General features: G+C 59.8%; 18 protein-coding genes and 1 other RNA gene. 1 reads left to right on the forward strand and 18 read right to left on the reverse strand.

Translation table 11 applies throughout. The annotated features are described in order from the left end of the window. Positions 1-285 precede the first annotated feature (285 nt). The 5 genes from ftsZ to aqpZ form a co-directional block, all read right to left on the reverse strand. Positions 286-2022: a cell division protein FtsZ gene (gene ftsZ / locus FHT85_RS02135; protein ID WP_112411689.1), complete on the reverse strand. Its 1737-nt coding sequence runs from the start codon at positions 2020-2022 to the stop codon at positions 286-288. A 103-nt stretch (positions 2023-2125) separates the two neighbouring features. After that, the gene (gene ftsA / locus FHT85_RS02140) at positions 2126-3457 is read right to left on the reverse strand and encodes a cell division protein FtsA (RefSeq protein WP_069612528.1); all 1332 of its coding nucleotides are present in this window, start codon (positions 3455-3457) and stop codon (positions 2126-2128) included. Further along, complete coding sequence (locus FHT85_RS02145; RefSeq protein ID WP_112411688.1) at positions 3454-4386, reverse strand: cell division protein FtsQ/DivIB; 933 nt, start codon at positions 4384-4386, stop codon at positions 3454-3456. Before FHT85_RS02145 ends, ftsA begins: the two co-directional genes overlap by 4 nt. Continuing rightward, positions 4374-5300: a D-alanine--D-alanine ligase gene (locus FHT85_RS02150; protein WP_112411687.1), complete on the reverse strand. Its 927-nt coding sequence runs from the start codon at positions 5298-5300 to the stop codon at positions 4374-4376. The genes FHT85_RS02145 and FHT85_RS02150 overlap by 13 nt, the downstream gene beginning before the upstream one ends. Positions 5301-5601: 301 nt before the next feature. Continuing rightward, positions 5602-6288: an aquaporin Z gene (aqpZ, locus tag FHT85_RS02155; RefSeq protein ID WP_015340348.1), complete on the reverse strand. Its 687-nt coding sequence runs from the start codon at positions 6286-6288 to the stop codon at positions 5602-5604. A 255-nt stretch (positions 6289-6543) separates the two neighbouring features. Between aqpZ and FHT85_RS02160 the strand changes: the two genes are divergently transcribed. Beyond that, on the forward strand, positions 6544-7875 hold the full coding sequence (locus tag FHT85_RS02160) for an MFS transporter (RefSeq protein ID WP_112398973.1): 1332 nt from the start codon (positions 6544-6546) through the stop codon (positions 7873-7875). 92 nt (positions 7876-7967) lie between these two features. Here the strand turns inward: FHT85_RS02160 and murB are convergent, their stop codons facing one another. The 13 genes from murB to rnpB all read right to left on the reverse strand — a co-directional run bounded on the left by murB (position 7968) and on the right by rnpB (position 22935). Beyond that, positions 7968-8942, reverse strand: coding sequence for a UDP-N-acetylmuramate dehydrogenase (gene murB / locus FHT85_RS02165; protein ID WP_112411686.1), 975 nt, complete (start codon positions 8940-8942; stop codon positions 7968-7970). After that, positions 8939-10354, reverse strand: a complete 1416-nt coding sequence (murC, locus tag FHT85_RS02170) for a UDP-N-acetylmuramate--L-alanine ligase (RefSeq protein WP_112411685.1) — start codon at positions 10352-10354, stop codon at positions 8939-8941. The genes murB and murC overlap by 4 nt, the downstream gene beginning before the upstream one ends. Further along, the gene (gene murG, locus FHT85_RS02175) at positions 10351-11472 is read right to left on the reverse strand and encodes an undecaprenyldiphospho-muramoylpentapeptide beta-N-acetylglucosaminyltransferase (RefSeq protein WP_112411684.1); all 1122 of its coding nucleotides are present in this window, start codon (positions 11470-11472) and stop codon (positions 10351-10353) included. Before murG ends, murC begins: the two co-directional genes overlap by 4 nt. A gap of 181 nt (positions 11473-11653) precedes the next feature. Then, entirely contained in the window at positions 11654-12808 is a 1155-nt protein-coding gene (gene ftsW, locus FHT85_RS02180; protein ID WP_015340353.1) for a putative lipid II flippase FtsW, read from the reverse strand. Position 12809: 1 nt separating this feature from the next. Next, on the reverse strand, positions 12810-14222 hold the full coding sequence (gene murD, locus FHT85_RS02185; protein ID WP_112411683.1) for a UDP-N-acetylmuramoyl-L-alanine--D-glutamate ligase: 1413 nt from the start codon (positions 14220-14222) through the stop codon (positions 12810-12812). A 7-nt stretch (positions 14223-14229) separates the two neighbouring features. After that, complete coding sequence (mraY, locus tag FHT85_RS02190; protein WP_112334486.1) at positions 14230-15351, reverse strand: phospho-N-acetylmuramoyl-pentapeptide-transferase; 1122 nt, start codon at positions 15349-15351, stop codon at positions 14230-14232. Between the two features lie 11 nt (positions 15352-15362). Then, entirely contained in the window at positions 15363-16823 is a 1461-nt protein-coding gene (locus FHT85_RS02195) for a UDP-N-acetylmuramoylalanyl-D-glutamyl-2,6-diaminopimelate--D-alanyl-D-alanine ligase (RefSeq protein ID WP_112411682.1), read from the reverse strand. Then, positions 16820-18283 carry a UDP-N-acetylmuramoyl-L-alanyl-D-glutamate--2,6-diaminopimelate ligase gene (locus FHT85_RS02200; RefSeq protein ID WP_112411681.1) on the reverse strand — a complete coding sequence of 488 codons (1464 nt, stop codon included), beginning with the start codon at positions 18281-18283 and terminating at the stop codon, positions 16820-16822. Before FHT85_RS02200 ends, FHT85_RS02195 begins: the two co-directional genes overlap by 4 nt. 66 nt (positions 18284-18349) lie before the next feature. Continuing rightward, positions 18350-20104: a peptidoglycan D,D-transpeptidase FtsI family protein gene (locus tag FHT85_RS02205; RefSeq protein WP_112334482.1), complete on the reverse strand. Its 1755-nt coding sequence runs from the start codon at positions 20102-20104 to the stop codon at positions 18350-18352. Continuing rightward, the gene (locus tag FHT85_RS02210; protein ID WP_112334480.1) at positions 20104-20625 is read right to left on the reverse strand and encodes a hypothetical protein; all 522 of its coding nucleotides are present in this window, start codon (positions 20623-20625) and stop codon (positions 20104-20106) included. Before FHT85_RS02210 ends, FHT85_RS02205 begins: the two co-directional genes overlap by 1 nt. 1 nt (position 20626) lies before the next feature. Then, positions 20627-21652 carry a 16S rRNA (cytosine(1402)-N(4))-methyltransferase RsmH gene (rsmH, locus tag FHT85_RS02215; RefSeq protein ID WP_112411680.1) on the reverse strand — a complete coding sequence of 342 codons (1026 nt, stop codon included), beginning with the start codon at positions 21650-21652 and terminating at the stop codon, positions 20627-20629. A 14-nt stretch (positions 21653-21666) separates the two neighbouring features. Then, entirely contained in the window at positions 21667-22107 is a 441-nt protein-coding gene (gene mraZ, locus FHT85_RS02220) for a division/cell wall cluster transcriptional repressor MraZ (protein ID WP_112334477.1), read from the reverse strand. A 428-nt stretch (positions 22108-22535) separates the two neighbouring features. After that, positions 22536-22935, reverse strand: an RNA gene (gene rnpB / locus FHT85_RS02225) — RNase P RNA component class A. Positions 22936-22945 lie beyond the last annotated feature (10 nt).

Below are 22945 nucleotides of genomic sequence, written 5' to 3' on the forward strand. Positions count from 1 at the left end.
CGGACGCTTACCCTTTATTGCCGGTTCAGTCTGTTAATTATGCCACGCACCTCACATACATTCGTCTTCGAATGTGATTCAGCGGGCTTGCTTGATATCTACATACGCGTCGAGACACCGCATTCCAAATCACTGTTTCTTTCGTTTTGTTACGAAAGCAGCCAATTGAATTCATTGGATAATTTTAAATAAGACAATGGTTATAAAATAAGAAAATCCGGAGCCTTTCGGCCCCGGATTTCCTCCATATGGTTAGCAACCTATTAAAGGGCTGCCTGTTGCGAGTCAGTTCGACTGCCGGCGCAGGAAGGCCGGAATCTCGAGCTGATCGTCCTCATGGCTTGCCATGCGCGCCTGCGGGACCGGGCGGCCATGATCGTCAAGATTGCCGCGACGCGGAGCGTAGAGGCTTGCTTCCTGCGACGGCGCACGACGCTGCTGCGGAGCGGCATTGTTCGTCGAAGCCATCATGTCGTCGAAAGCCGGATCTTCTTCGCGGCGGCCGAGCGAATTGGTGATTCGCTTCAGCAGCCCCATCGGGCCGCGCTCCTCGGTCGCCTGGGCAGCGGCCGGCTGGGCGCGATGTTCCATTTCAGCCTTAACGACCGGCGGGAAATCCTCAACCTTCGGCATGCGGACCTGCTCGGGAGCCTGACGGATGACCGGCTGCTGATGCATGATCGGCGCCTGCGGCTGTGGCTGAACCGGGGCCTGACGGACCGGCTGAGGCTCCGGAGCAGCTGCGAAGATGCGGCTCTGCGGACGGAAGTTATCGTCCGGCGCTGCGGCCTGCTGCATGACCGGCTGCTGCGGTGCCTGAGCCTGCCGGCTCATCTGGAATTCCAGTTCGCGCTCCAGATCGGCTTCTGCCGCACGAATGGTCTGAGCGACCGGATCCACGGTACGAGGAGCCGGAGCGGCGGCCTGTGCGGTTTGGGCCTGCGAGACGTGGGCAGGCTGAACTGCGGCCGCTGCCGGAGCGGCGGCCGCGGAAGGACGCATAGCAGGCTTTGCGGCCGGGCGGAATTCCATGCCCCTGTCGGACGCCTCGTTCATCGCGCGATCGATACCGGTTGCGACGACAGAAACGCGGATGATGCCTTCAAGCGATTCGTCGAAGGTGGCGCCGAGGATGATGTTGGCGTCGGGATCGACTTCTTCGCGGATGCGGGTTGCGGCTTCGTCGACTTCGAACAAGGTGAGATCGCGACCGCCCGTGATCGAGATCAGCAGGCCCTGTGCGCCCTTCATCGAGGTTTCGTCGAGCAGCGGGTTGGCAATCGCAGCTTCAGCAGCCTGCATTGCACGGCCCTGGCCAGAAGCCTCGCCGGTACCCATCATGGCGCGGCCCATTTCGCGCATGACCGAACGGACGTCGGCGAAGTCGAGGTTGATGAGACCTTCCTTCACCATCAGGTCGGTGATGCAAGCAACGCCCGAATAGAGAACCTGGTCGGCCATCGAGAACGCGTCGGCGAAAGTCGTCTTGTCGTTGGCGATGCGAAACAGATTCTGGTTCGGAATGACGATCAGCGTGTCGACCGACTTCTGCAGTTCCTGGATGCCCTGCTCGGCGAGACGCATGCGGCGGCCGCCTTCGAAGTGGAACGGCTTGGTGACGACGCCGACGGTCAGGATGCCTTTGTTGCGAGCGGCCTGTGCGACAACGGGAGCGGCACCCGTGCCCGTACCGCCGCCCATGCCGGCGGTGACGAAGCACATATGCGTGCCGTTCAGGTGATCGATGATTTCATCGATGCATTCTTCTGCAGCTGCACGGCCGACTTCCGGCTGCGAGCCGGCGCCGAGACCTTCCGTGACATTGACGCCGAGCTGAATGATCCGCTCCGCCTTCGTCATGGTCAGTGCCTGAGCATCCGTGTTGGCGACGACGAAATCGACGCCCTGCAAGCCTGCCGTGATCATGTTGTTGACGGCATTGCCGCCACCGCCACCAACACCGAACACGGTGATTCGCGGCTTAAGCTCGGTGATATCTGGCTTATGCAGCTTGATAGTCATTGTACCCGTTCCTTCTCTTTATGGCCGCATCGCCACGCCGGCCAATTCACTCGATTTCACTTGCCTGACGCTTGCCCCGGAATGGATTTCCGGGATCAGGCACTCAAAAACTCTCTTTCAGCCATTGGCCGACGCGGCCGATCCGGCTGTTATTGCCTCCAAACGACGAGAGCAGACCGCTGCTCGGCGCATGTGTTTCCATGTCTGCGACCTGCGGATAGATCATCAGACCGACCGCGGTCGAAAAAGCCGGACCCTTGGCTGCCGTCGGCAAGCCAGACACGCCCATCGGACGACCGATGCGGACATTGCGGGCAAGAACACGGCGTGCCACATCGGGCAAACCGGTCAGCTGGCTCGCGCCGCCCGTCAGGACGACGCGCTTGCCGACGATCGGGCTGAAGCCCGAACGCTGGATGCGATCGCGAATGAGCTCGAGGGTTTCCTCGATGCGAGCCTTGACGATGCGCGACACCAGCGCCTTCGGCACCTGTGTCGGCTGGTCACGCTCGTCTTCGCCGATCGGCGGGATGGAAATCAGTTCACGCTCTTCCGAAGAATTCGCGAGCGCCGAAGCATGGACGACCTTCAAGCGCTCCGCATCCTCGATGCGGGTGGAAAGGCCGCGGGCAAGATCGGTGGTGACATGATGGCCGCCAAGGCTGACGGCGTCTGTATGCACCAGCTTACCCTCGGCGAAGACCGAGATCGTCGTCGTACCGCCGCCCATGTCGATCGCAGCGCAGCCGAGTTCGACTTCATCGTCGACGAGGGCTGCAAGACCGCTGGCGTAGGGTGTTGCCACCATGCCTTCGACCGAGAGATGCGCGCGATTGATGCAGAGCTCGAGGTTGCGAAGCGCCGCGCGCTCGGCTGTCACCACATGCATGTCGACGCCAAGAGCGTCGCCGAACATGGCCAGCGGATCGCGAATGCCGCGCTCGCCGTCAAGGGAATAGCCCGTCGCCAGCGAATGCAGCACGGCGCGCTCCTGGCGGATCGACTGCTGGCAGGCTGCAGCCAGAACCTTCTTGAGATCGTTGGCTTCGACTTCCTGACCGCCGAGATCGATGGTCGCGGTGTAGATATCGCTGCCGAGACGGCCAGCCGAAACATTGACGATCAGGCTGTCAACCGTGAGGCCGGCCATGCGCTCGGCGGCATCGACGGCAAGCCGGACGACACCTTCCAAGGCGTCGAGATCGGCGATCACGCCAGTCTTAATGCCCCGCGAACGCTGATGACCAATACCGATGATCTCGATGTTGTGCGTGCGGTTCGGGAGAACCTGGCTCTCCTCGCGCGGCGTCAGCCGACCGATCATGCAGACGACCTTCGTCGAGCCGATGTCAAGGACCGAGACGATATGCGACCGCTTCGAAGAGAGCGGCTTCAACCGAGGCAGGCCGAAATGGGACGAACCAAATAAGCTCATGTATCCTGACCTGCTTTCTTCAAAGCCTTGTTTCTTGCATCGACTGCGGCCTGGCGACGAACTGCGGCATCCGGAGTTAATTCAATGGCGGTACGGTCATCGATCCGGAGATCGACGGCAGCGATATCGCGCTGCAAAAGATTTTGATCCTTGTCGAGCTTGGTCAGCCGCGCCAGCGCGCCATCGATATTGTCTTCCGGCAATTTGATGATCACGCCATTGTCCAGATAGAGATCCCAGCGGCGACCGGCGACCCGCACGAAAGCCTTCACATGACTGCGAATTTCGGGCCACTTCGCAAACTGGTCGTCGATGGAGGCGGCTGCGGTTTCGGCATCACGACCGACGAAGAGCGGCAGCTTTGCAAACTTGTTGTCGCGCAGCGGCGCAATCACGCTGCCATCCTTCTCGATCAGCGAAAGCTCCGAACCGTGCTGCCAGATGGCATAAGCCTTGCGCTCCTTGAGCTTCACTTCGACGGCCTTCGGATAGACCTTACGAACCTCGACGTCCTGAACCCACGGCAGATTCGCAATCTTCAGGCGGGCCGCATCGGCATTAAGAGCGACGAGCGAGGTCGTACCATCAAGACCGAGCAGCTGCAGGATCTCGATTTCGGAGGTCTCGTCGTTGCCGGAGACCTTCACATCTTCGATAGCAAAGCCGGCAGCAGAGGTCGTCGCTTCAGCGACAACCTGAGTGTGACCGCCAACGGACATGCCATAAAGGCCAGTCGCCGCGAGGAGAACGAGGGTCGAGACAGTTCCCGTGTGAGCAGGGATGTTAATGCGACCCGAACCGAGACTTACCAGGAAGCGAACGGCACGACGCAGCGGACGCGGGAGGACAAATGCGTCCTCAACCTCGTCGATGGCGAGCGGGACGCGATGACGGGACCGCCTCATATTTTTGACCGTCAGCGCAAACAAGACGCGTCCTCCACCATCCACCGGAGAAATTCACCAAAAGAGTAGCCGGCATGAGCAGCCATTTCAGGCACCAGGGAGGTAGGAGTCATGCCGGGCTGGGTGTTGATCTCCAACCAGACAAGTTCGCCCTCTTCGGAAAAGCGATCGTCAAAACGGAAGTCAGATCGACTAACGCCGCGGCAGCCGATAGCTTCATGCGCCCTTAACGATAATGTTTGTATCTTTTGGTAAAGATTCGGTGAAATTTCCGCCGGCAAGACATGTTTTGACCCACCCTTGGCGTACTTGGCGTCATAATCATAGAAGCTGTGGCCGAGCGGCACGATTTCAGTCACGCCGAGAACCTTGCCGTCCATGACGCCGCAGGTCAGTTCGCGCCCGTAAATATAACGCTCGACCAGAACCTCATCGCCATAACGCCATTCGGCAGAAGTAACAATCTGCGGCGGATGCGCCTGATCTTCCTTGACGATAACGACACCGAAGCTCGAACCTTCGCGCACAGGCTTAACGACATAGGGCGGCTTCATCGGGTGTTCGCCAACAATGGCGAAACGATCCATGACGATCGAACTCGCGACCGGGACACCCGCAGCAGCGGCGACAGTCTTCGCGCGCGACTTATCCATCGCAAGCGCTGAGGCAAGCACGCCGGAATGCGTATAGGGAATCTGCAGATATTCCAGAATGCCCTGAATGGTACCGTCTTCACCGAAAGGGCCATGCAATGCATTGAAAACCACATCGGGCTTCAACTCAGTTAACCGACTGGCAACGTCATGATCGACATCGACACGGGTAACCTGAAAGCCTTCCGCTTCAAGGGCATCGGCGCATGCCTTTCCTGAGGAAAGGCTGACCGGCCTCTCCGAGGAAAATCCGCCCAAAAGGACAGCCACATGCTTGCCACCCATCAATACCCCCGACTCCACGGTCTCTAACTTTGCGTTTGCAGGGCCTCGCCTAACCGCGATTCTCGCCCCGCTTTCAATAGGTCGATTAGAACGACATTAAGGTTAATGAAGCGTTTACTTTCGTTAACTTTCCGCCGTCCTGGCGATGACCGAATGGTTCGAATCAAACCGACTTAAAGAATTCTGCCATTGGAATCATGGAGTTGCTACTTTTGAAATCGCTACATTTAGATTTTTTTAAACAATGAGCCCCGCATCGAGGGACCGATGCGGGGCTCAAGGCTTTTAAATGAGGCTGAAATCACTCGCTGTCGTCGACCAGCTTCCAGACGAGTCCGCCCAACGCTCCGCCGACAATGGGTGCGACCCAAAACAGCCAAAGCTGCTGCAGAGCCCAACCGCCGACGAATATGGCCTGCCCCGTCGAGCGGGCCGGATTGACCGACGTATTGGTGATCGGAATCGAGATCAGATGAATTAGCGTCAGCGCCAAGCCGATGGCGATCGGCGCGAAGCCGGCCGGCACCTTGCTGCTCGTCGAACCCAGAATCACGACCAGGAAGAACAGCGTCAGCACGATTTCGGCCACCAATGCCGACACCATGGAATAGCCGCCGGGAGAATGTTCTCCATAGCCATTCGCCGCGAACCCGCCGAGCTGGAAATCGGCCTTGCCGCTTGCGATCAGATAGAGCACGGCCGCCGCGACAACGGCGCCGATGACCTGCGCTATAATATAGGGAACGAGCTGCCCGCCGGGAAAGCGGCCAGCCACCGTCAGGCCGACCGAAACGGCCGGATTGAAGTGCCCTCCTGATATGCCGCCGACGGCAAAAGCCATGGTCAGCACAGTCAGACCGAACGCAAAGGCAACGCCTAGAAAACCAATACCGAGGCTCGGAAAGGCTGCTGCGAAGATCGCACTACCGCAGCCGCCGAAAACGAGCCAAAACGTCCCAAGAAACTCAGCGATGAGTTTTTTCTGCATGAAACCCTTCTCCTCAGCCCGCAATCCAAGCGAGAATCGGCCATTGGTGAAAAAGATTCCGGTAAGGACTAGCCGGAGCACGCCTCTCCAATAACAAACGCCCGACTGATTGCTCACGAATCAACAATTACGTCAAAATAGTAGCACGCAACCGCTGATTTCTTGCGCAGTTAACGTTTGCGTTGAACAAAAATTACGCTAAGGACAATTTTTATCCGCTAAGCGCGCCTTAGCATCCTCTGAAATGGTGGGAACATGACTGACGCGATATCTCCTTTATCGCCGACCCCCTCGTCATCGAACAATGCTGTTGCGAATTCCCCGGCACGTGTTCTGATCGCGAGCCTTATCGGCACAACGATCGAATTTTTCGATTTCTATGTTTATGCAACGGCGGCGGTTATCGTCTTCCCGAAGCTGTTTTTCCCGGCAAGCGACCCGACGTCCGCCACCCTGCAGTCCTTCGCGACCTTTTCCATCGCCTTCTTCGCGCGCCCGATCGGCGCGATGATCTTCGGCCATTTCGGCGATCGAATCGGCCGCAAGGCGACACTGGTCGCGGCTCTGATGACCATGGGCCTCTCGACCGTCGTGATCGGCATGCTGCCGACCTACGAGTCGATTGGCGTTCTCGCACCGATTCTGCTGGCGCTTTGCCGCCTCGGCCAGGGCCTTGGCCTTGGCGGCGAATGGGGCGGCGCCGTCTTGCTTGCGACGGAAAACGCACCGGAGGGCAAGCGCAGCTGGTACGCCATGTTCCCGCAACTCGGCGCCCCTATCGGCTTCATTCTGTCGGCCGGCCTTTTCCTCATCCTGCGGGAAACCATGGCCGATGCGGACTTCCTCAACTATGGCTGGCGCGTTCCCTTCCTGATCAGCATCGTGTTGGTAGCAGTCGGTCTTTATGTCCGCCTGAAGATCACCGAAACACCGGAGTTCCAGCGTGCCATCGAGAAGGAAGAGCGCGTTTCCGTTCCGATCGCGGTCATCTTCCGTTCGCACTTCCGCAGCCTGATCCTCGGCACCATCATCGCGGTGGCGACCTTCGTGCTGTTCTATTTGATGACGGCATTCACACTGAGCTGGGGCACCCGCCCACCAGGCAACGGCCCGCTTCCGGCCGGCCTCGGCTACTCGCAGGGCCAGTTCCTGGTCGTTCAGCTCGTCGGCGTCGTCTTCTTTGGCCTGATGATCCCGGTCTCTGGCCTCCTGTCCGACCGCTATTCCCGCCGCCTCGTCCTCATCCTGACGACGATCGGCATCCTCATCTTCGGCCTGTTCTACTCGTCGCTGCTGACGGCTGGCCTTGCCGGTGCCTTCGCCTGCTCGATCATCGGTCTTGCCCTGATGGGCTTTACCTATGGCCCCATCGGTGCGGCGCTGGCGGCACCCTTCCCGACCACGGTGCGCTATACAGGCGCTTCGATGACCTTCAATCTCGGCGGGATCGTCGGTGCGTCCCTGGCACCCTACATTGCCACATCGCTCGCGACCAATTACGGCCTTGTCTATGTCGGCTACTACCTCGCCGGCGCAGCGGTGCTCTCGCTGATCGGCATCCTGCTCTCGGGCAATGACGAAGTCTGAGAAAACATGTATAACCAATTGAAAAGGCCGGGTGAAAACCCGGCCTTTTTGCTGAATCATTTTATGAAGACGGCACCAATTGCAGTCGGGACCTACTCGGTCGTCACACCCTGGAACGGGCGGACCTCCCGACCCGGCATGAAGTTTCCGAGACGCTTGATTTCCCACTCCAGCTTGATGCCGGATTTTTCAAAAACCTCGCGACGCACCTGCTCGCCGAGATATTCCAGATCGTAGCCCGTCGCCTGCTCCATGTTGATCATGAAGTTGCAATGCAGCGACGACATCTGGGCGCCACCAATGACCAGGCCACGGCAACCCGCCTCGTCGATCAGCTTCCAGGCAGAGAAACCGTCCGGATTCTTGAAGGTCGAGCCGCCGGTCTTTTCGCGTACCGGCTGCACCGTCTCGCGATGCGCGCGCACGGCATCCATCTCGGTACGGATCTTGGCACGATCCTCCGGATATCCCTCGAAGAGGACATGGGTAAAGATCAGATCTTCAGATGCATCGGAATGGCGGTAGCTGTAACCCATCTCGGCGTTGGTCAGGATATGCTTGTCGCCCTTGCGATCGACCGCATGCACTTCGATGACGCGCTCGCGGGTTTCGGCACCATTGGCGCCAGCATTCATCCGCGCGGCACCGCCGATGCTCCCGGGAATACCGTAATAGAAATGGAAACCGCCGATGCTGTTATCCATCGCCATGGCTGCGACGTGCTTGTCCGGGCAGATCGCACCGGCCAGAATGCGGTTCTCGCCGGCCAGCTCGACCGAGCCGAAGCCCTTGGCCGAAAGCCTGAGGACGACACCCGGAATGCCGCCGTCACGCACCAATATGTTCGAACCCACGCCAACGACCGTCAGCGGCACGTCTTCCGGCAAGATCTTCAGGAACGCAACGAGATCGTCCGTATCATGCGGCTGGAACATCAGTTCAGCCAACCCGCCGGCACGGAACCACGTTACGCGATCCATCGGAGCGTCCGGCGTCAGCCGTCCCCTGATGTCCTTTACACCGTCGCCGAGCGACGCCAGAAGCTTTTCCCCATCTACTTGTTTCATGCGGACTTACCCGAGAGGCCTTCCAATTCCTTTGGCAATGATGCTGCCCAATACGTGATGCTACCAGCCCCCAACAGAACCACAAAATCCCCTGGCTGCGCAATCTCTGCAACCATGGCGGCAAGATCTTCCTGTGATTGCAGAAAGCGTGCATCGCGATGACCGCTGGCTTTGATACGCGAAACCAGCGTTTGCGAATCCACGCCCTCGATCGGCTCTTCGCCAGCGGCATAGACAGGCGCCAGGAAGATGCTGTCGGCATCGTTGAAGCAGGCTGCAAATTCCTCGAAGAGGCTCGAAAGGCGCGTATAGCGATGCGGCTGGTGGACGGCGATGATGCGGCCCTTGCAGGCTTCGCGCGCCGCCTTCAGCACCGCCTTGATTTCGACGGGGTGGTGACCGTAATCGTCGAAGACCTTGACCCCATTCCATTCGCCGGTCAGCGTGAAGCGGCGCTTGACGCCACCGAAGGATGCAAGCCCCTTGGCGATCGCTTCGCTGGAAATCCCCAGCCGGTTGGCAACAGCGACGGCAGCCGTCGCATTGGAAATATTGTGGCGACCAGGCATCGGCATGACGAGATCCTTGATCTGGATCACCTTGCCGGTGCGGCGCTTGCGAATTTCGATATCGAACAGCGAACGCGTACCATCGATCCGTACATTCGAGAAGCGCACGTCGGCCTGCGGGTTCTCGCCATAGGTGATCACCTTGCGGTCCTCGATGCGCCCCACAAGCGACTGCACTTCCGGATGGTCGATACACATGACGCCGAAACCGTAGAACGGTACGTTCTCGACGAACTGCCGGAAGGCGGCACGCACGGCATCGAAATTGCCGTAATGGTCAAGATGTTCGGGATCGATATTGGTGACAACAGCGACATCGGCCGGCAGCTTCAGGAAGGTGCCGTCCGATTCATCGGCCTCGACCACCATCCACTCACCCTCGCCCATGCGCGCATTGGTGCCATAGGCATTGATGATGCCGCCATTAATGACTGTGGGATCGAGACCACCGGCCTCCAAAAGCGTCGCCACCAGCGATGTCGTCGTGGTCTTGCCATGCGTGCCACCGATGGCAATGGCGTTGCGGAAGCGCATCAGCTCGGCGAGCATTTCGGCACGGCGCACGACCGGCAGCAACTTTTCACGCGCGGCCACGAGCTCGGGATTGCTCTTCTTGATGGCCGTGGAGACAACGACGACTTCGGCATCGCCGAGGTTCTCAGCCTTGTGGCCGATATGGACCGGAATGCCCTTATCGCGCAGACGCTGCACGTTGGCGCTTTCCGATTGATCGGAACCCTGTACGCGATGGCCGAGGTTATGCAGAACCTCGGCGATACCGCTCATTCCGATGCCACCAATACCGATAAAATGCACAAGGCCGATTGCCTTCGGCAGCTTCATGCGCCTGCCCCCTTGAATTGCTGAATTGAACGTCCCGCGGCAATAGCCTCAACCATGTCGGCAAGCAAGTTTGCCGCATCCGGTTTGCCTGCCTGCTTGGCTGATGCCGCCATCTTTGCGAGCTTTTCCGGCATGGTCATGGCACCGCGCAGGATGGTGGAAAGTTTCTCCGGCGTCAGTTCCGACTGCGCGATGACCTTGACACCGCCGGTTGCCGCGAGTGCGGCCGCATTGGCTGCTTGGTCGTGATCGAGCGCATGCGGATAGGGAACCAGGATCGCCGGGCGCCCGATGACGGCAAGCTCCGAAACCGTGGAGGCGCCGGAGCGGCAGAGAACCAGATGCGCAGCACCGATGCGCTCCGCCATGTCGTTGAAGAACGGCGCGACATCGGCGCCCATCTCAAGCTTTCTCGTGCAGCTATTGACCGTCTCCATATCCTCAGGGCGCACCTGCTGAGTGATCCGCAGGCGCTTGCGCAGCGGCTCCTCAAGCAGGCTGATAGCTGTCGGTACGGCCTTGGAGAAATATTGTGCTCCCTGGCTGCCGCCGAACACGACGAGGTTAAACGAATCTTCCGGACCAGATGGCACATACGGACGCTTGGCCGCCTCGATGACGGCCGGACGCACGGGATTGCCCGTGGTCACCGTCTTCTCGGCAAACGCGCCGTTTTCCGTGAGGAAGCCGCCGGCAATCGCACGCACGCGCGTCGCCAGCATCTTGTTGGCGCGGCCCATGACCGCATTCTGTTCATGCAGCATGGATGGTACGCCCATACGCGTCGCCGCGAGAAGCGGCGGAACTGTCGGATAGCCACCGAAGCCGACGACGCAGACGGGCTTGATGCGCTGGATCAGCTTGCGCGCTGCGCGCATGCCGGTCCACAGCGTCCAGAGGGCTTGCGCGACCTTAACGGGGTTCTTCGAACCGATCGTTGCGGAGGGCACGACATGGATCTCGTCGGCCGGGAATTTGCCGGCATAGCGTTCGGCACGGCTGTCGGTGACGAGGTGCACGGAATAGCCGCGCTCTTTCAGCTTATAGGCCAGTGCTTCGGCCGGAAATACGTGGCCGCCGGTACCGCCGGCGGCAAGAAGGACAATGCCTTTACTCATAATTTTCGCTCCCGCGAATACCCCACTACTCGGGGCATCTCCCTAATATAGGAAGTCGCCCCGACCGCGTCATCGGCGCGGGCCAAGCCCCCCTCATAGACCGGTGCTTCGGGAAAAGCGACCGGAGAATGAGCGGCAGGCAGGAGATATGAGGAGCAGATGGCCGGTAGTCCCAAGACGCTCACTCCGCCGGCAAACCATGTGTCACGCGGAACATTGTCCGATCCTGCGCACGCTTTTCCGGCCTATGACGCGTCAGCGCCAGAATGAAGCCCGCCGTCACGCAGATCGCGGTCATCGACGAACCGCCGTAAGAAATCAGCGGCAGCGTCATGCCTTTCGCCGGCAGCAGCTGCAGGTTCACGCCGATGTTGATGATCGACTGGATGCCGATCTGCAGCACCAGCCCGGCGACGGCAAAACGGTTGAAATCGTTCTTCTCCTTGTAGGCATGCGACAGGCCGCGCAGCACGAGGAAGGCGAAGATCAGCACGAGCACCATGCAGAAGATGGCGCCGAACTCTTCAGCCGCGACCGAAAAGATGAAGTCGGTATGGGCGTCCGGAATGATGCGCTTGACGGTGCCCTCGCCCGGGCCGACACCGAACCAGGTGCCATGGACGATCGCTTCCTTGGCGGTATCGACCTGAAACGTATCGCCCTCGCCGGTTAGGAACTTGTTCACGCGCTGCGCGACGTGATCGAACACATAATAAGCGGTGACGAAACCGCCCGCGCCAAGACCGCCAAGCACGATGATCCACAGCCAGGGCATGCCGGCCATGAAGAACATGCCGCCCCAGACGGCAGTCGTCAGGATGGTCTGGCCAAGGTCAGGCTGGGCGACGAGCAAGGCGACGACGATTCCGAAAAGAATGATGGCGAAGAGATTGCCGGGGATCTCCGGCTGGCGCGCATGTTCGGAAAACAGCCAGGCGCAGACGACGACGAAAGCCGGCTTCATGAATTCCGAAGGCTGGATCGACAAGGCGGCGATATTGACCCAGCGCCGCGAGCCCTTGACCTCGATGCCGAAGAAAAGCGCGAAAAGCATCATGGCCAGCGACACGATCAGCAGGATGACGGCGGTCCTTCGCACCTGTCGGGGCGTCATGAAGGAAATGCCGATCATCGCCGCGATCGCCGGGACGAGGAAGAGGGCGTGGCGCTTGACGAAGTGGAACGGCTCAAGCCCGATGCGCTCCGCCACCGCCGGCGAAGCCGCGAAGGACAGCATGAAGCCGATGCCGATCAAGAGGATGAAAAGGGCGAGAAACACGCGGTCGATGGTCCAGAACCATTCGGCCAAGGCCCCACGTTCAACGCGGCTTACCATATCATTTGCCTCCAGTTGCTGAACCGATCAGCATGGTGACGCCATCGATAGCAGCGACATGGCTGACGAAGGCGTCGCCCCTGACCTCGAAATTCTTATACTGATCGAAGCTTGCGCAGGCCGGTGACAGCATCACCGCCGCAGACTCACGTTCGTCCCTGTCAGCGTCCGCGGCGGCATGTGCCACGGCGCGTTCCAGTGTGCCGGAAATTTCATAAGGCACCTGATCGCCGAGCGTCGCCGCAAAGGCGGGTGCCGCTTCACCGATCAGATAGGCCTTGGCGATACGCGGGAAGAGCGGCGCCAGACTGGTGATGCCACCCTCCTTAGGCAGGCCGCCGGCGATCCAGTAGATATTCTCGTAGCTCGAAAGCGCAGGCGCTGCCGCATCCGCATTGGTCGCCTTGGAATCGTTGACGAAGACGACGCGCCTGCGCTTCCCAACGGGTTGCATGCGATGCTTGAGCCCCGGGAAGGATTTCAGACCAGCGCGAATTTCCTCCGCAGAAACGCCGACGGCGAGGCAGGCGGCGATTGCCGCTGCCGCATTCTGTGCATTATGGCCGCCGCGCAGCGTTTGAATACCGTCGAGATCGGCGATTTCGCTTGCCGCACCATTCGACGCCCGCAGGATGCGGCTACCTTCACCATAGAGGCCATCCGCCAATGCGTGCCGGCGCGAAATTCGTGTGACCTTGCCGCCGGCTCGCTCGATGCGGTCGGCGATCAGGGAGGAATGGCTGTCGTCGACACCGACGACAGCGACGTCGCTGCCCGCGACAAGCCGCTCTTTGATGTCGGCATAATGCTGCATCGTGCCATGCCGATCTAGATGATCGGGTGTCAGGTTCAAGAGAATGCCCGCCGAAGGATTGAGCGTCGGCGCCAGATCGATCTGATAGGAGGAGCATTCAACAACGTAGAAACGTCCGGCCTTCGGCGGATCGAGCGTCAGCACCGCCGTACCGATATTGCCGCCGAGCTGTGTGTCGCGGCCGCTTGATTGCAGGATATGAGCGATCAGCGCAGTCGTCGTCGATTTGCCATTCGTCCCGGTGATGGCGATGAAAGGGCAATCCGGCGCATGCGCCCGCCGCTCCCTGACGAAAAGCTCCACGTCGCCTATGATCTCGACGCCGGCTGCATGAGCGAGATCGACGGTCCAGTGTGGCTTTGGATGCGTCAGCGGCACGCCGGGCGACAAAACGAATACCGACAGGCCGTTCCAGTCGATCGTTCTCAGATCGGCGACCGCTATCCCTTCGGCAGCCACCTTCGCCACGCTGTCCGGATTATCGTCCCAGGCCGTGACATCGGCGCCGCCTGCAACGAGAGCGCGCGCCGTGGCAAAGCCGGAGCCGCCGAGGCCGAAGAGAGCGACCTTCTTTCCTTTCAGCGTGGAGATAGGAATCATCGACGCCTCACCGCAGCTTCAGGGTGGAGAGGCCGATCATCGCCAGGATGACGGCGACGATCCAGAAACGCACGACGACCTGGCTTTCCGTCCAGCCCTTCTTCTCGAAGTGATGGTGGATGGGCGCCATCAGGAAGACGCGGCGCTTCGTCATCTTGAAGAAACCGACCTGAATGATGACGGAAAGCGCCTCGAGCACGAAGAGACCGCCGATGATCGCCATGACGATCTCGTGCTTGGTGGCGACGGCGACCGAGCCGATCATGCCGCCGAGTGCCAGCGAGCCGGTATCGCCCATGAAGATGGCCGCCGGCGGCGCATTGAACCAGAGGAAACCGAGGCCGGCGCCGATGACGGCACCAAGGACTACGGCCAACTCACCCGTACCCGGCACGAAATTGATCGCCAAGTAATCGGCAAAGACGAAGTTGCCGGCGAGATAGGAGATGACGCCGAAGGACGCGGCTGCGATCATGACGGGCACGATAGCAAGCCCGTCGAGACCATCGGTCAGATTGACGGCATTCCCGGCGGCAACGATGACGAATGCACCGAAAAACACGAAGAACATGCCAAGATTGAGCAACAGGCTCTTGAAGAAGGGGAAGGCGACCGACGAGCCGAAGGTAGAGCCGGCCGGACCGGAGGACAGCGCCGTCGTCATCATAAAATACACAGCAATCGCCGCGATGACGAATTCGATACCGAGGCGCGCGCGGCCGGAAAAGCCCTTGTCGCTCTGCTTGGTCACCTTGAGATAGTCGTCATAGAAGCCGATCGCGCCGAAACCGAGCGTCACGAGCAGGGTGGCAACGACATAAACGTTGGCAAGATCAGCCCAAAGCAGCGACGAGACGACGATGCCGGCCAGAATCATCAAGCCACCCATAGTCGGGGTGCCGGCCTTCTTGAAATGCGTCTGCGGACCGTCGGCGCGGATCGGCTGCCCTTTGCCCTGACGCACGCGCAGGGAAGAGATGATTCGCGGCCCGAAGAGAAAAACGATCAACGCTGACGTGAACAGGGCACCGCCGGTACGAAACGTGATGTATCTGAACAGATTGAGGAATCTGAAGTGGGTACTGAAAAAATGAATATGGTCCGACAGTTCGGCAAGCCAGATCAGCATAAGAGCCCTTTCTAAAGCCCCTGATGGGTGTGGGGGCCCGTGTCGGAAAATGCGGGAAATTTGTCAAGCAAGCCCGCGATGATCTTTCCGAATCCCATTCCCAGCGACGATTTCACCATCAAGACATCGCCGGGGGCGACAGAATTGAGCGCGAATTCCGAGAGCTCCTCAGTCGTCTCGTGATATTCGACATGAACACTTTCCGGCAGCTCATCCCTCAAAGCCGCCATCTCCGGACCTGCCAGCCAGACATGCTCGATACCGGCCGCAAGCAGCGGCCCTGCAAGGTTGGCATGAACGCGCTGGGCATAATCCCCCATTTCCAACATGTCGCCGAGCATGGCGACCCGCCTACCCGGCCGGCCGCCGGCTCCCGCATGCGGAGAGGTCGTCGCTAGCAGCGCGATGGCCGCGCGCATGGAAGCGGGATTGGCGTTATAGCTTTCGTCGATCAGCGTGAAATAGCCGTTGCCGATCGCGCGCTTGTGGCGTTGTCCCCTGCCCTTTTCCGGCTGCAGGTCCGCTAGCGCATCGACCGCCTGGTCGAGATCAGCTTCGACGAGCATGACGGCGCCAAGTACGGCGAGTGCATTTTCCGCGATATGGCGCCCAGGTGCGCCAAGCGCCACCTCCATGGTCTCGCCGCCGATCGTCAACCAAAGCGTTGAATTCTCTTCAGAAGCATTGAACTCGGCAAGACGGACATCCGCCTTCGCATGCTGGCCGAAGCTGTGGATATGCTCGATACCGGCTGCCATGGCAGCCTTCTCCAGCATCTCGAACTGATCGTTGTCGTGATTGAGAATGGCATGGCCACCAGGCACGACGCCGTCGAAAATTTCCGCCTTGGCGGCGGCGATCTCACTGATACTATTGAAGTTGCCGAGATGAGCCGGCGCGATCGTGGTGATGATCGCCACATGCGGCTGCACCATCTTGACCAGCGGCCTGATCTCTTCGGGATGGTTCATACCGATCTCGAAAACGCCGAAATCGGTGTCCTCGGGCATACGCGCCAGCGTCAGCGGGACGCCCCAATGATTGTTGAAGGAAGCAACGGAGGCATGCACCTTGCCTGACGGGGTCAGCGCGCGCCGCAGCATCTCCTTGGTTGTCGTCTTGCCGACCGAACCCGTGACGGCGATGATCTTCGCCTGCGTGCGCTTGCGGGCGGCAACACCGAGCCGCGCAAGCGCCGCCAAGACGTCATCCACGACAACCTTCGGTACGGTCAGACTGCCCATGGCAGGCAGGCGCGCCTCGCTGATGACGATGAAGGCTGCACCGTTCGCCATAGCGATATTGGCATAGTCATGACCATCGACGCGATCGCCCTTGATGGCGAAAAAGGCTTCCCCAGGCTGGATGGAGCGACTGTCTATGGAAATGCCCGTAATGCCCTCCGGCAACGCTCCGAAAGAGCGGCCGGAGATTGCAGCGATCAGATCCTCAGTTGTCCATAACCAGCTCAAGACTTCAAATCCTCCAATGCTTTGCGCAACTCGGCATGGTCGGAGAACGGCAGCGTGACGCTGCCGATCGTCTGACCTTCCTCATGCCCCTTACCGGCGACGATCAGCGTGTCGCCGGATTTCAGCAGGCCGACAGCTTTGCGGATCGCTTCGGCGCGATCACCGATCTCGGTCGCGCAGGCTGCAGCCGCCATGATTTCCGCACGGATCGTTGCCGGATCTTCCGAGCGCGGATTGTCGTCGGTGACAACGACGACATCGGCAAGACGGCAGGCGATCTCGCCCATGATCGGACGCTTGCCGCGATCGCGGTCGCCGCCGCAGCCGAAGACGACAATGACGCGTCCCGTCGTGAACGGCCGCACCGAATTCAGGACGTTTTCAAGCGCATCCGGCTTATGGGCATAGTCGACATAGGCAAGCGCGCCGTCATGCGTGTGACCAACGAGTTCCAGACGACCCGACGCACCGACCAGCTTCTCCAGCGCGGCCATGGCAACCGGCGCGGCAACACCGGTCGAGATCGCGAGACCGGCGGCGACCAGCGCATTGGCGATCTGGAAATCTCCGGCAAGCGGGATATGAACCTCGAAGATGTCGTCGCCGACATGCACCTCGGCGATCTGCTTATGGCGGAAGTGCTCGACGCGCTTCAACGTCAGGAAATCGCCCTTGCGCCCGACAGTTTGGACATCATGCCCGGCCGCCTGTGCGGCGGCAATCGCCGACGCAGACCAAACATCATCGGCAAAGATAACGGCTGGCGAACCCTTCGGCAGCAAGTCGCGGAACAGCCGCATCTTGGCGGCCATATAGTCCTCGACCGTCGGATGATAATCCATGTGATCACGGCCGAGATTGGTGAACGCGGCGGCGGCAAGCTTCACGCCGTCGAGTCGGAACTGATCGAGGCCATGGCTGGATGCTTCCATGGCCGCATGGGTAACGCCCTCGTCCGCCAATTCGGCAAGAAGCTTGTGCAGCGACACCGGATCGGGCGTCGTCAACGCGCCATATTCATTGCGGAACGGAGAAACGACGCCTGTTGTACCTATCATGGCGGCCGGATGGCCGACATAGGCCCAGATCTGGCGCGTGAAAGATGCAACGGAGGTCTTGCCCGCAGTTCCCGTCACCGCCACCATCGTTTCGGGCTGACGCCCGTAGAAGCGGGAAGCGGCGACAGCGAGGAATCGGCGCGGCTCGCCAACCTGCAGCAATGGCACATTACCGGCATCGGCCGCATGACCAGCAACTATAACTGAGGCACCGCGCGAAACTGCATCGGCAATGAAACTTGCTCCATCCGCCTTCGTGCCGGCGACGGCAACAAAAGCCACGCCTGGCGCCACCTTACGGCTATCGGCGGAGATCCCGCTTATCTCAAGATCGCCAAGCGCTCCGCCAATATGTGTGTTGAGTTCCGGAAACTCATTTCCGGCAATATCCCGCAAGTTCATCGAATGTACTTTTCGCCTTCTCGATCAGTCCGCCCCTCGCGAATCGACGTGTGTATTCTTTCACGCTTAATAAGACGCCAGCAAGGCCGAGTCATCTTTTCCAAAATTGGGCTGCACCCCGAGAATCGGCGCCGCGCGGGCGACGATATCACGGGCGATCGGCAAGGCCGTGAAGGCCGAAATCGTCCCGCCGCCGCGCTCGCCGCTCTTCGGCTCGTCGATGAAGGTCATGACAATGTATTGCGGATTGTCGATCGGAAACACGGCCATGAAGGTATTGAAGTTCAGCGTATTGGAATACCGGCCGTTGACCACCTTATCGGCCGTGCCGGTCTTGCTGCCGACATTGTAGCCGGGAACGCGCGCGTTACGACCCGAACCCCTGGTGCCGTTGAACTCAAGCAGGAAGCGCACGTCATCGCTGGTGCTCTTCTTGACAACCATCTTGGCGATTGCGTCGGCCTGGTCGCGCGTGCGCGGCAGGAAGGTCGGCTCGATCAGCTTACCGCCATTGACAAGTGCCGCTCCCGCGACAGCTGTCTGCAGCGGCGTCGTCGAGACACCGTGACCGAAGGAGATCGTAATAGAATTGATCTTCTTCCAGACGCGTGGCTGCGACGGCATTTTCACCTCGGGCAATTCGGTCTGCATCTTCGTGAGCAGGCCGATACGGGTGAGAAATTCCTTATGGCCTTCGATACCGACGAGATCGGCAATCTTGGCCGTACCGATATTCGAGGAGTACTGGAAAATTTCGGGAACGGTCAAAACGCGCCGCTGGCCGTGGAAATCCTTGATGGTAAAGCCACCAATACGGATGGGGTTGGTGGCATCGAAGGCGTTACGCAACGTCACCTTGCCATCATCCAGCGCCATCGCCATGGTGAAGGTCTTAAAAGTCGATCCCATTTCGAACGTGCCGTTCGTCATGCGATTAAGCCAACCTTCCGTGGCGCCCTCATTCGGATAGTTCGGATCGAAATCCGGAGCCGAGGCCATGCCGAGAACCTCGCCGGTATGGACGTCAAGAACCGCTGCACCCGCGCCCTTGGCCTGGAAATTCTTGACAGCATTGACGACCGCATCACGAACGATGCCCTGCACGCGCAGATCGATCGAAAGCTTCACCGGCTGCAGCGGCTGATCGTTGGTCATGCCCGCGGCAGCGAGGTCGGCGAGCCCCTGGTCGTCGATATATTTCTCCATTCCGGCAACGCCGCGATTGTCGATATTCACGTAGCCGAGAATGTGGGGGGCGGTCGTCCCGCCCGGATAGAAGCGGCGTTTCTCGGGACGGAAGCCGATGCCGGGAATGCCCAGTGCCAAAATCTGGTTCTGCTGCTTCGGCGTCAGCTGCCGACGCAGCCAGGCAAAGTGCGAGGACTTCGCCGAAAGCTTCTTGTAAGTGGATTTGGTATCGAGATCCGGTAGAACCTTGCGCAATTCCTCGACAGCTTCGTCCGCGTCGATGATCTTGTTCGGCTCGGCAAACAGCGAGACCGTACGGATGTCGGTTGCCAGCAGGGCGCCATTGCGGTCGACGATATCAGGACGCGAGGCCATCAGCCGATCCGGCGGCAGAATGCTTGACGTAATATCTGGTTTGGTCATGGCAAATTGCGCAATACGACCACCAATCACGCAGTAGATTGCGATGAAACTCCCCACCAGCAGTACGACACGGCTTTTTGCCTGGTTGGACTTGCGCTTGCGCGCACCCTCGAATGTCGAACGGGAAAATCCATCGTTGGGGCGATTGTTGCCGTCTGTGGAGAAATGGGCCTTGCTCTTCAGGACCATGATACGCGAAAGAAAAGACATTAATCCCTCACCGATCCCGTTGCCATATTGTCGACATCCGGCTTCTTGCGCTTGGCAAGAGCGGGCGGCTTCGGTCGCGGCGCCGGCGCAGCGGCGACATCGGCGATGGCCTTCCTGATCTGCGCATCCGTCGTATCGCCATTGCTCGAGGCCACCGACGCACCGCTCTTGGCACCGCCTGCCTTGCCGCTCTTCGGATCATTGGAGGCCGTTACCGTTGGCGGCGGAAGCTGCGAGCGCAGCATCGGCAATTCACTCGGCTGAACGATCGCCGTCGAGAGCGTCGGCTGCAGCTGAAGTTCGCTATTGTAATTATTGACCAGGCGTTCCAGCCGGTTCGGCTGCGAAACCAGCGCCCAGTCCGCCTTGAGGAGATCGATCGTATCCCTCTCAAGCTTGATTTCGGATTCGAGGCGATGAACCTCTTCCAGCTTCAGCTCGGCACGATGCTTGATCGTATAGGTCACGCTGGCCATTGCCGTCATGACGCCGATCAGCACGATGTCAAAGGTCTTCAGCATTTTAGCCCCCAAGCTTTCCAAGACTGGCGAGACTGGGCAGATCGAAGATCGAAAGATCTGCCGCCTCCGCCGGAGCCAAGGTGCGAACCCCCGCACGCAACTTGGCCGAACGAGCGCGCGGATTGACTTCCGCCTCGGCATCGCTCGCAGAAATCATCGACTTGCCGACCGGCTCGAAGGTGGCGGGCCGCTCGGTTACGATAGGCATATGACGCGACCCAACAGCACGGCCCGAGCGATCGGCGAAGAACTTCTTGACGATCCGGTCTTCCAGCGAATGGAAGGTCACGACGACAAGGCGCCCACCCGGCTTGAGGGCGCGCTCGGCTGCGAACAATGCCTGAGCCAGCTCACCGAGCTCGTCGTTGACGAAAATGCGCAGAGCCTGAAAAACCCGCGTCGCAGGATGGATCTTATCCTTCGCCTTTCGCGGCGTGACGACCTCGATCAGACCTGCCAGATCGCGGGTGGTCACGAAAGGGACTTCCGTACGCCGCTTCTCGATCGCATGCGCGATACGCGGCGCCTGCTTTTCCTCGCCTAGAAACACAAAAATGCGAATGAGATCGGCAAGCTTTGCACGGTTGACGACATCGGCAGCCGATACGCCGCTTGCCGACATGCGCATGTCGAGCGGACCGTTTTTGTTGAAGGAGAACCCACGCTCCGCCTCGTCGAGCTGCATGGAGGAGACGCCGATATCGAGCACGACGCCATCAAGGCCACCTTCGGGAGCATGCTCGGCCAGCTGAGAAAACTGCGACTGAACGAGTTTGAGATGACCAGCATGGGCGGAAACGAGCGCCTGCCCCGCCGCAATTGCCGTCGGATCGCGATCAAGCGCGATTACATCGGCGCCGGCATTAAGAATGGCGGACGTATAGCCGCCAGCCCCGAACGTTCCATCGAGGATGATCTTGCCGGGCGCCGGAGCCAGCGCCTCCAACACCTCCGAAAGAAGAACCGGAATGTGGCGAACCGGTCCGCCACCGACATCAGAAGAACCTCCGCCTGAATTCGCCGCCATTCCGTTTCCCCGCTCTATTCCGAGCGCCTGCCCGCCAGCCTGCGCTCCTCTCGTGCCTGCGACTGCAAGGCCAGGAAGGCCTCCGGTCGCCATAATTGAAAATGATCCGCCCGACCGACAAAGGTCACTTCGCTTGCGATTCCGGTGAAGTCGCGAATGAAATCCGTGACCATCAACCGCCCTTCCGCATCGAGCTTCATAAAGACCCCGCCCCCGTGAATGAGGAGCGACATCTGGTTCGCCGCCGGCGAAAACGGATCGTCCGCCGCAATCTGCCGCTCGAAGCGATCGAGCAGATCGAGACCGCCGATACTGATTGCCGGAAACACAAAATCCTGAAAGCAGTACAGCTCCTGGATATTGCGCTCGGCCAGCACGGAACGAAACGCCGCAGGAACGGAAACCCGCCCCTTGGCATCGATCCGGTTGGTCGCATTCGACAGGAAGCGGTTCATGACGCGAAACACCCGTCCCCCATGACCCGCAAGCCGCTACTCGCTTACAGGCACAGCCAAAATCGGACACAGCTTCGCAAGCCGAAAGAGCCGACACCCCTTCGACACCCCCAGAACAGGAGCGACCATGGCTTTGCGATGATTGGGCTCTGATTTGCCCTTGTGCAGTGTTCTTTTGGGATACCATGGGACCATATGGGCGTCAATGGGATGAAGCCACGTCAGACGTGGCCACAGCCTGAATATTCATAAGACGTTAAGTTTAACGAAAGGTTAGGATCGGCTTCAGGATACGTCCCGAAACGGATTGTTTTCACAGGTTAAAACCTTCGCTCGTCAGGCCCGGAAGCCCTGAAATTCAAGGCATTCGACAGCTTCGAAAATTAGTTGCGGAAGCGTTGGACGCGCCGCTCGAAGTGACGCGATGATTTGCCAGTTGGCCTGTAAGCCGGGTTCTGTATGGCTCCGGCCAAGGCCGGAACGTGGCAGCCATTCATCTGGGACGGCGCTTACGCGACGCCTCATGCAACCCACCCGGATGACCGGCCCGGAAACAGGCTGGAGCGCTCGCGCGCTCCGTGTCATCCCTATTCGGTTTTGCTCCCGGTGGGGTTTTCCGTGCCGTCGCTGTTGCCAGAGACGCGGTGGGCTCTTACCCCACCCTTTCACCCTTACCCGATCCGAAAATCGGGCGGTTTGCTTTCTGTGGCACTTTCCCTGAGGTTGCCCCCGCCGGACGTTATCCGGCACCGTGTTTCCGTGGAGCCCGGACTTTCCTCACCCCATCGCCTTTCGGCATTGATGAAGCGCGGCTGCCCAGCCAACTGGCACAGGCTCA

The organism is Rhizobium sp. BK312, assembly GCF_014193605.1.
Lineage (GTDB): Bacteria > Pseudomonadota > Alphaproteobacteria > Rhizobiales > Rhizobiaceae > Rhizobium.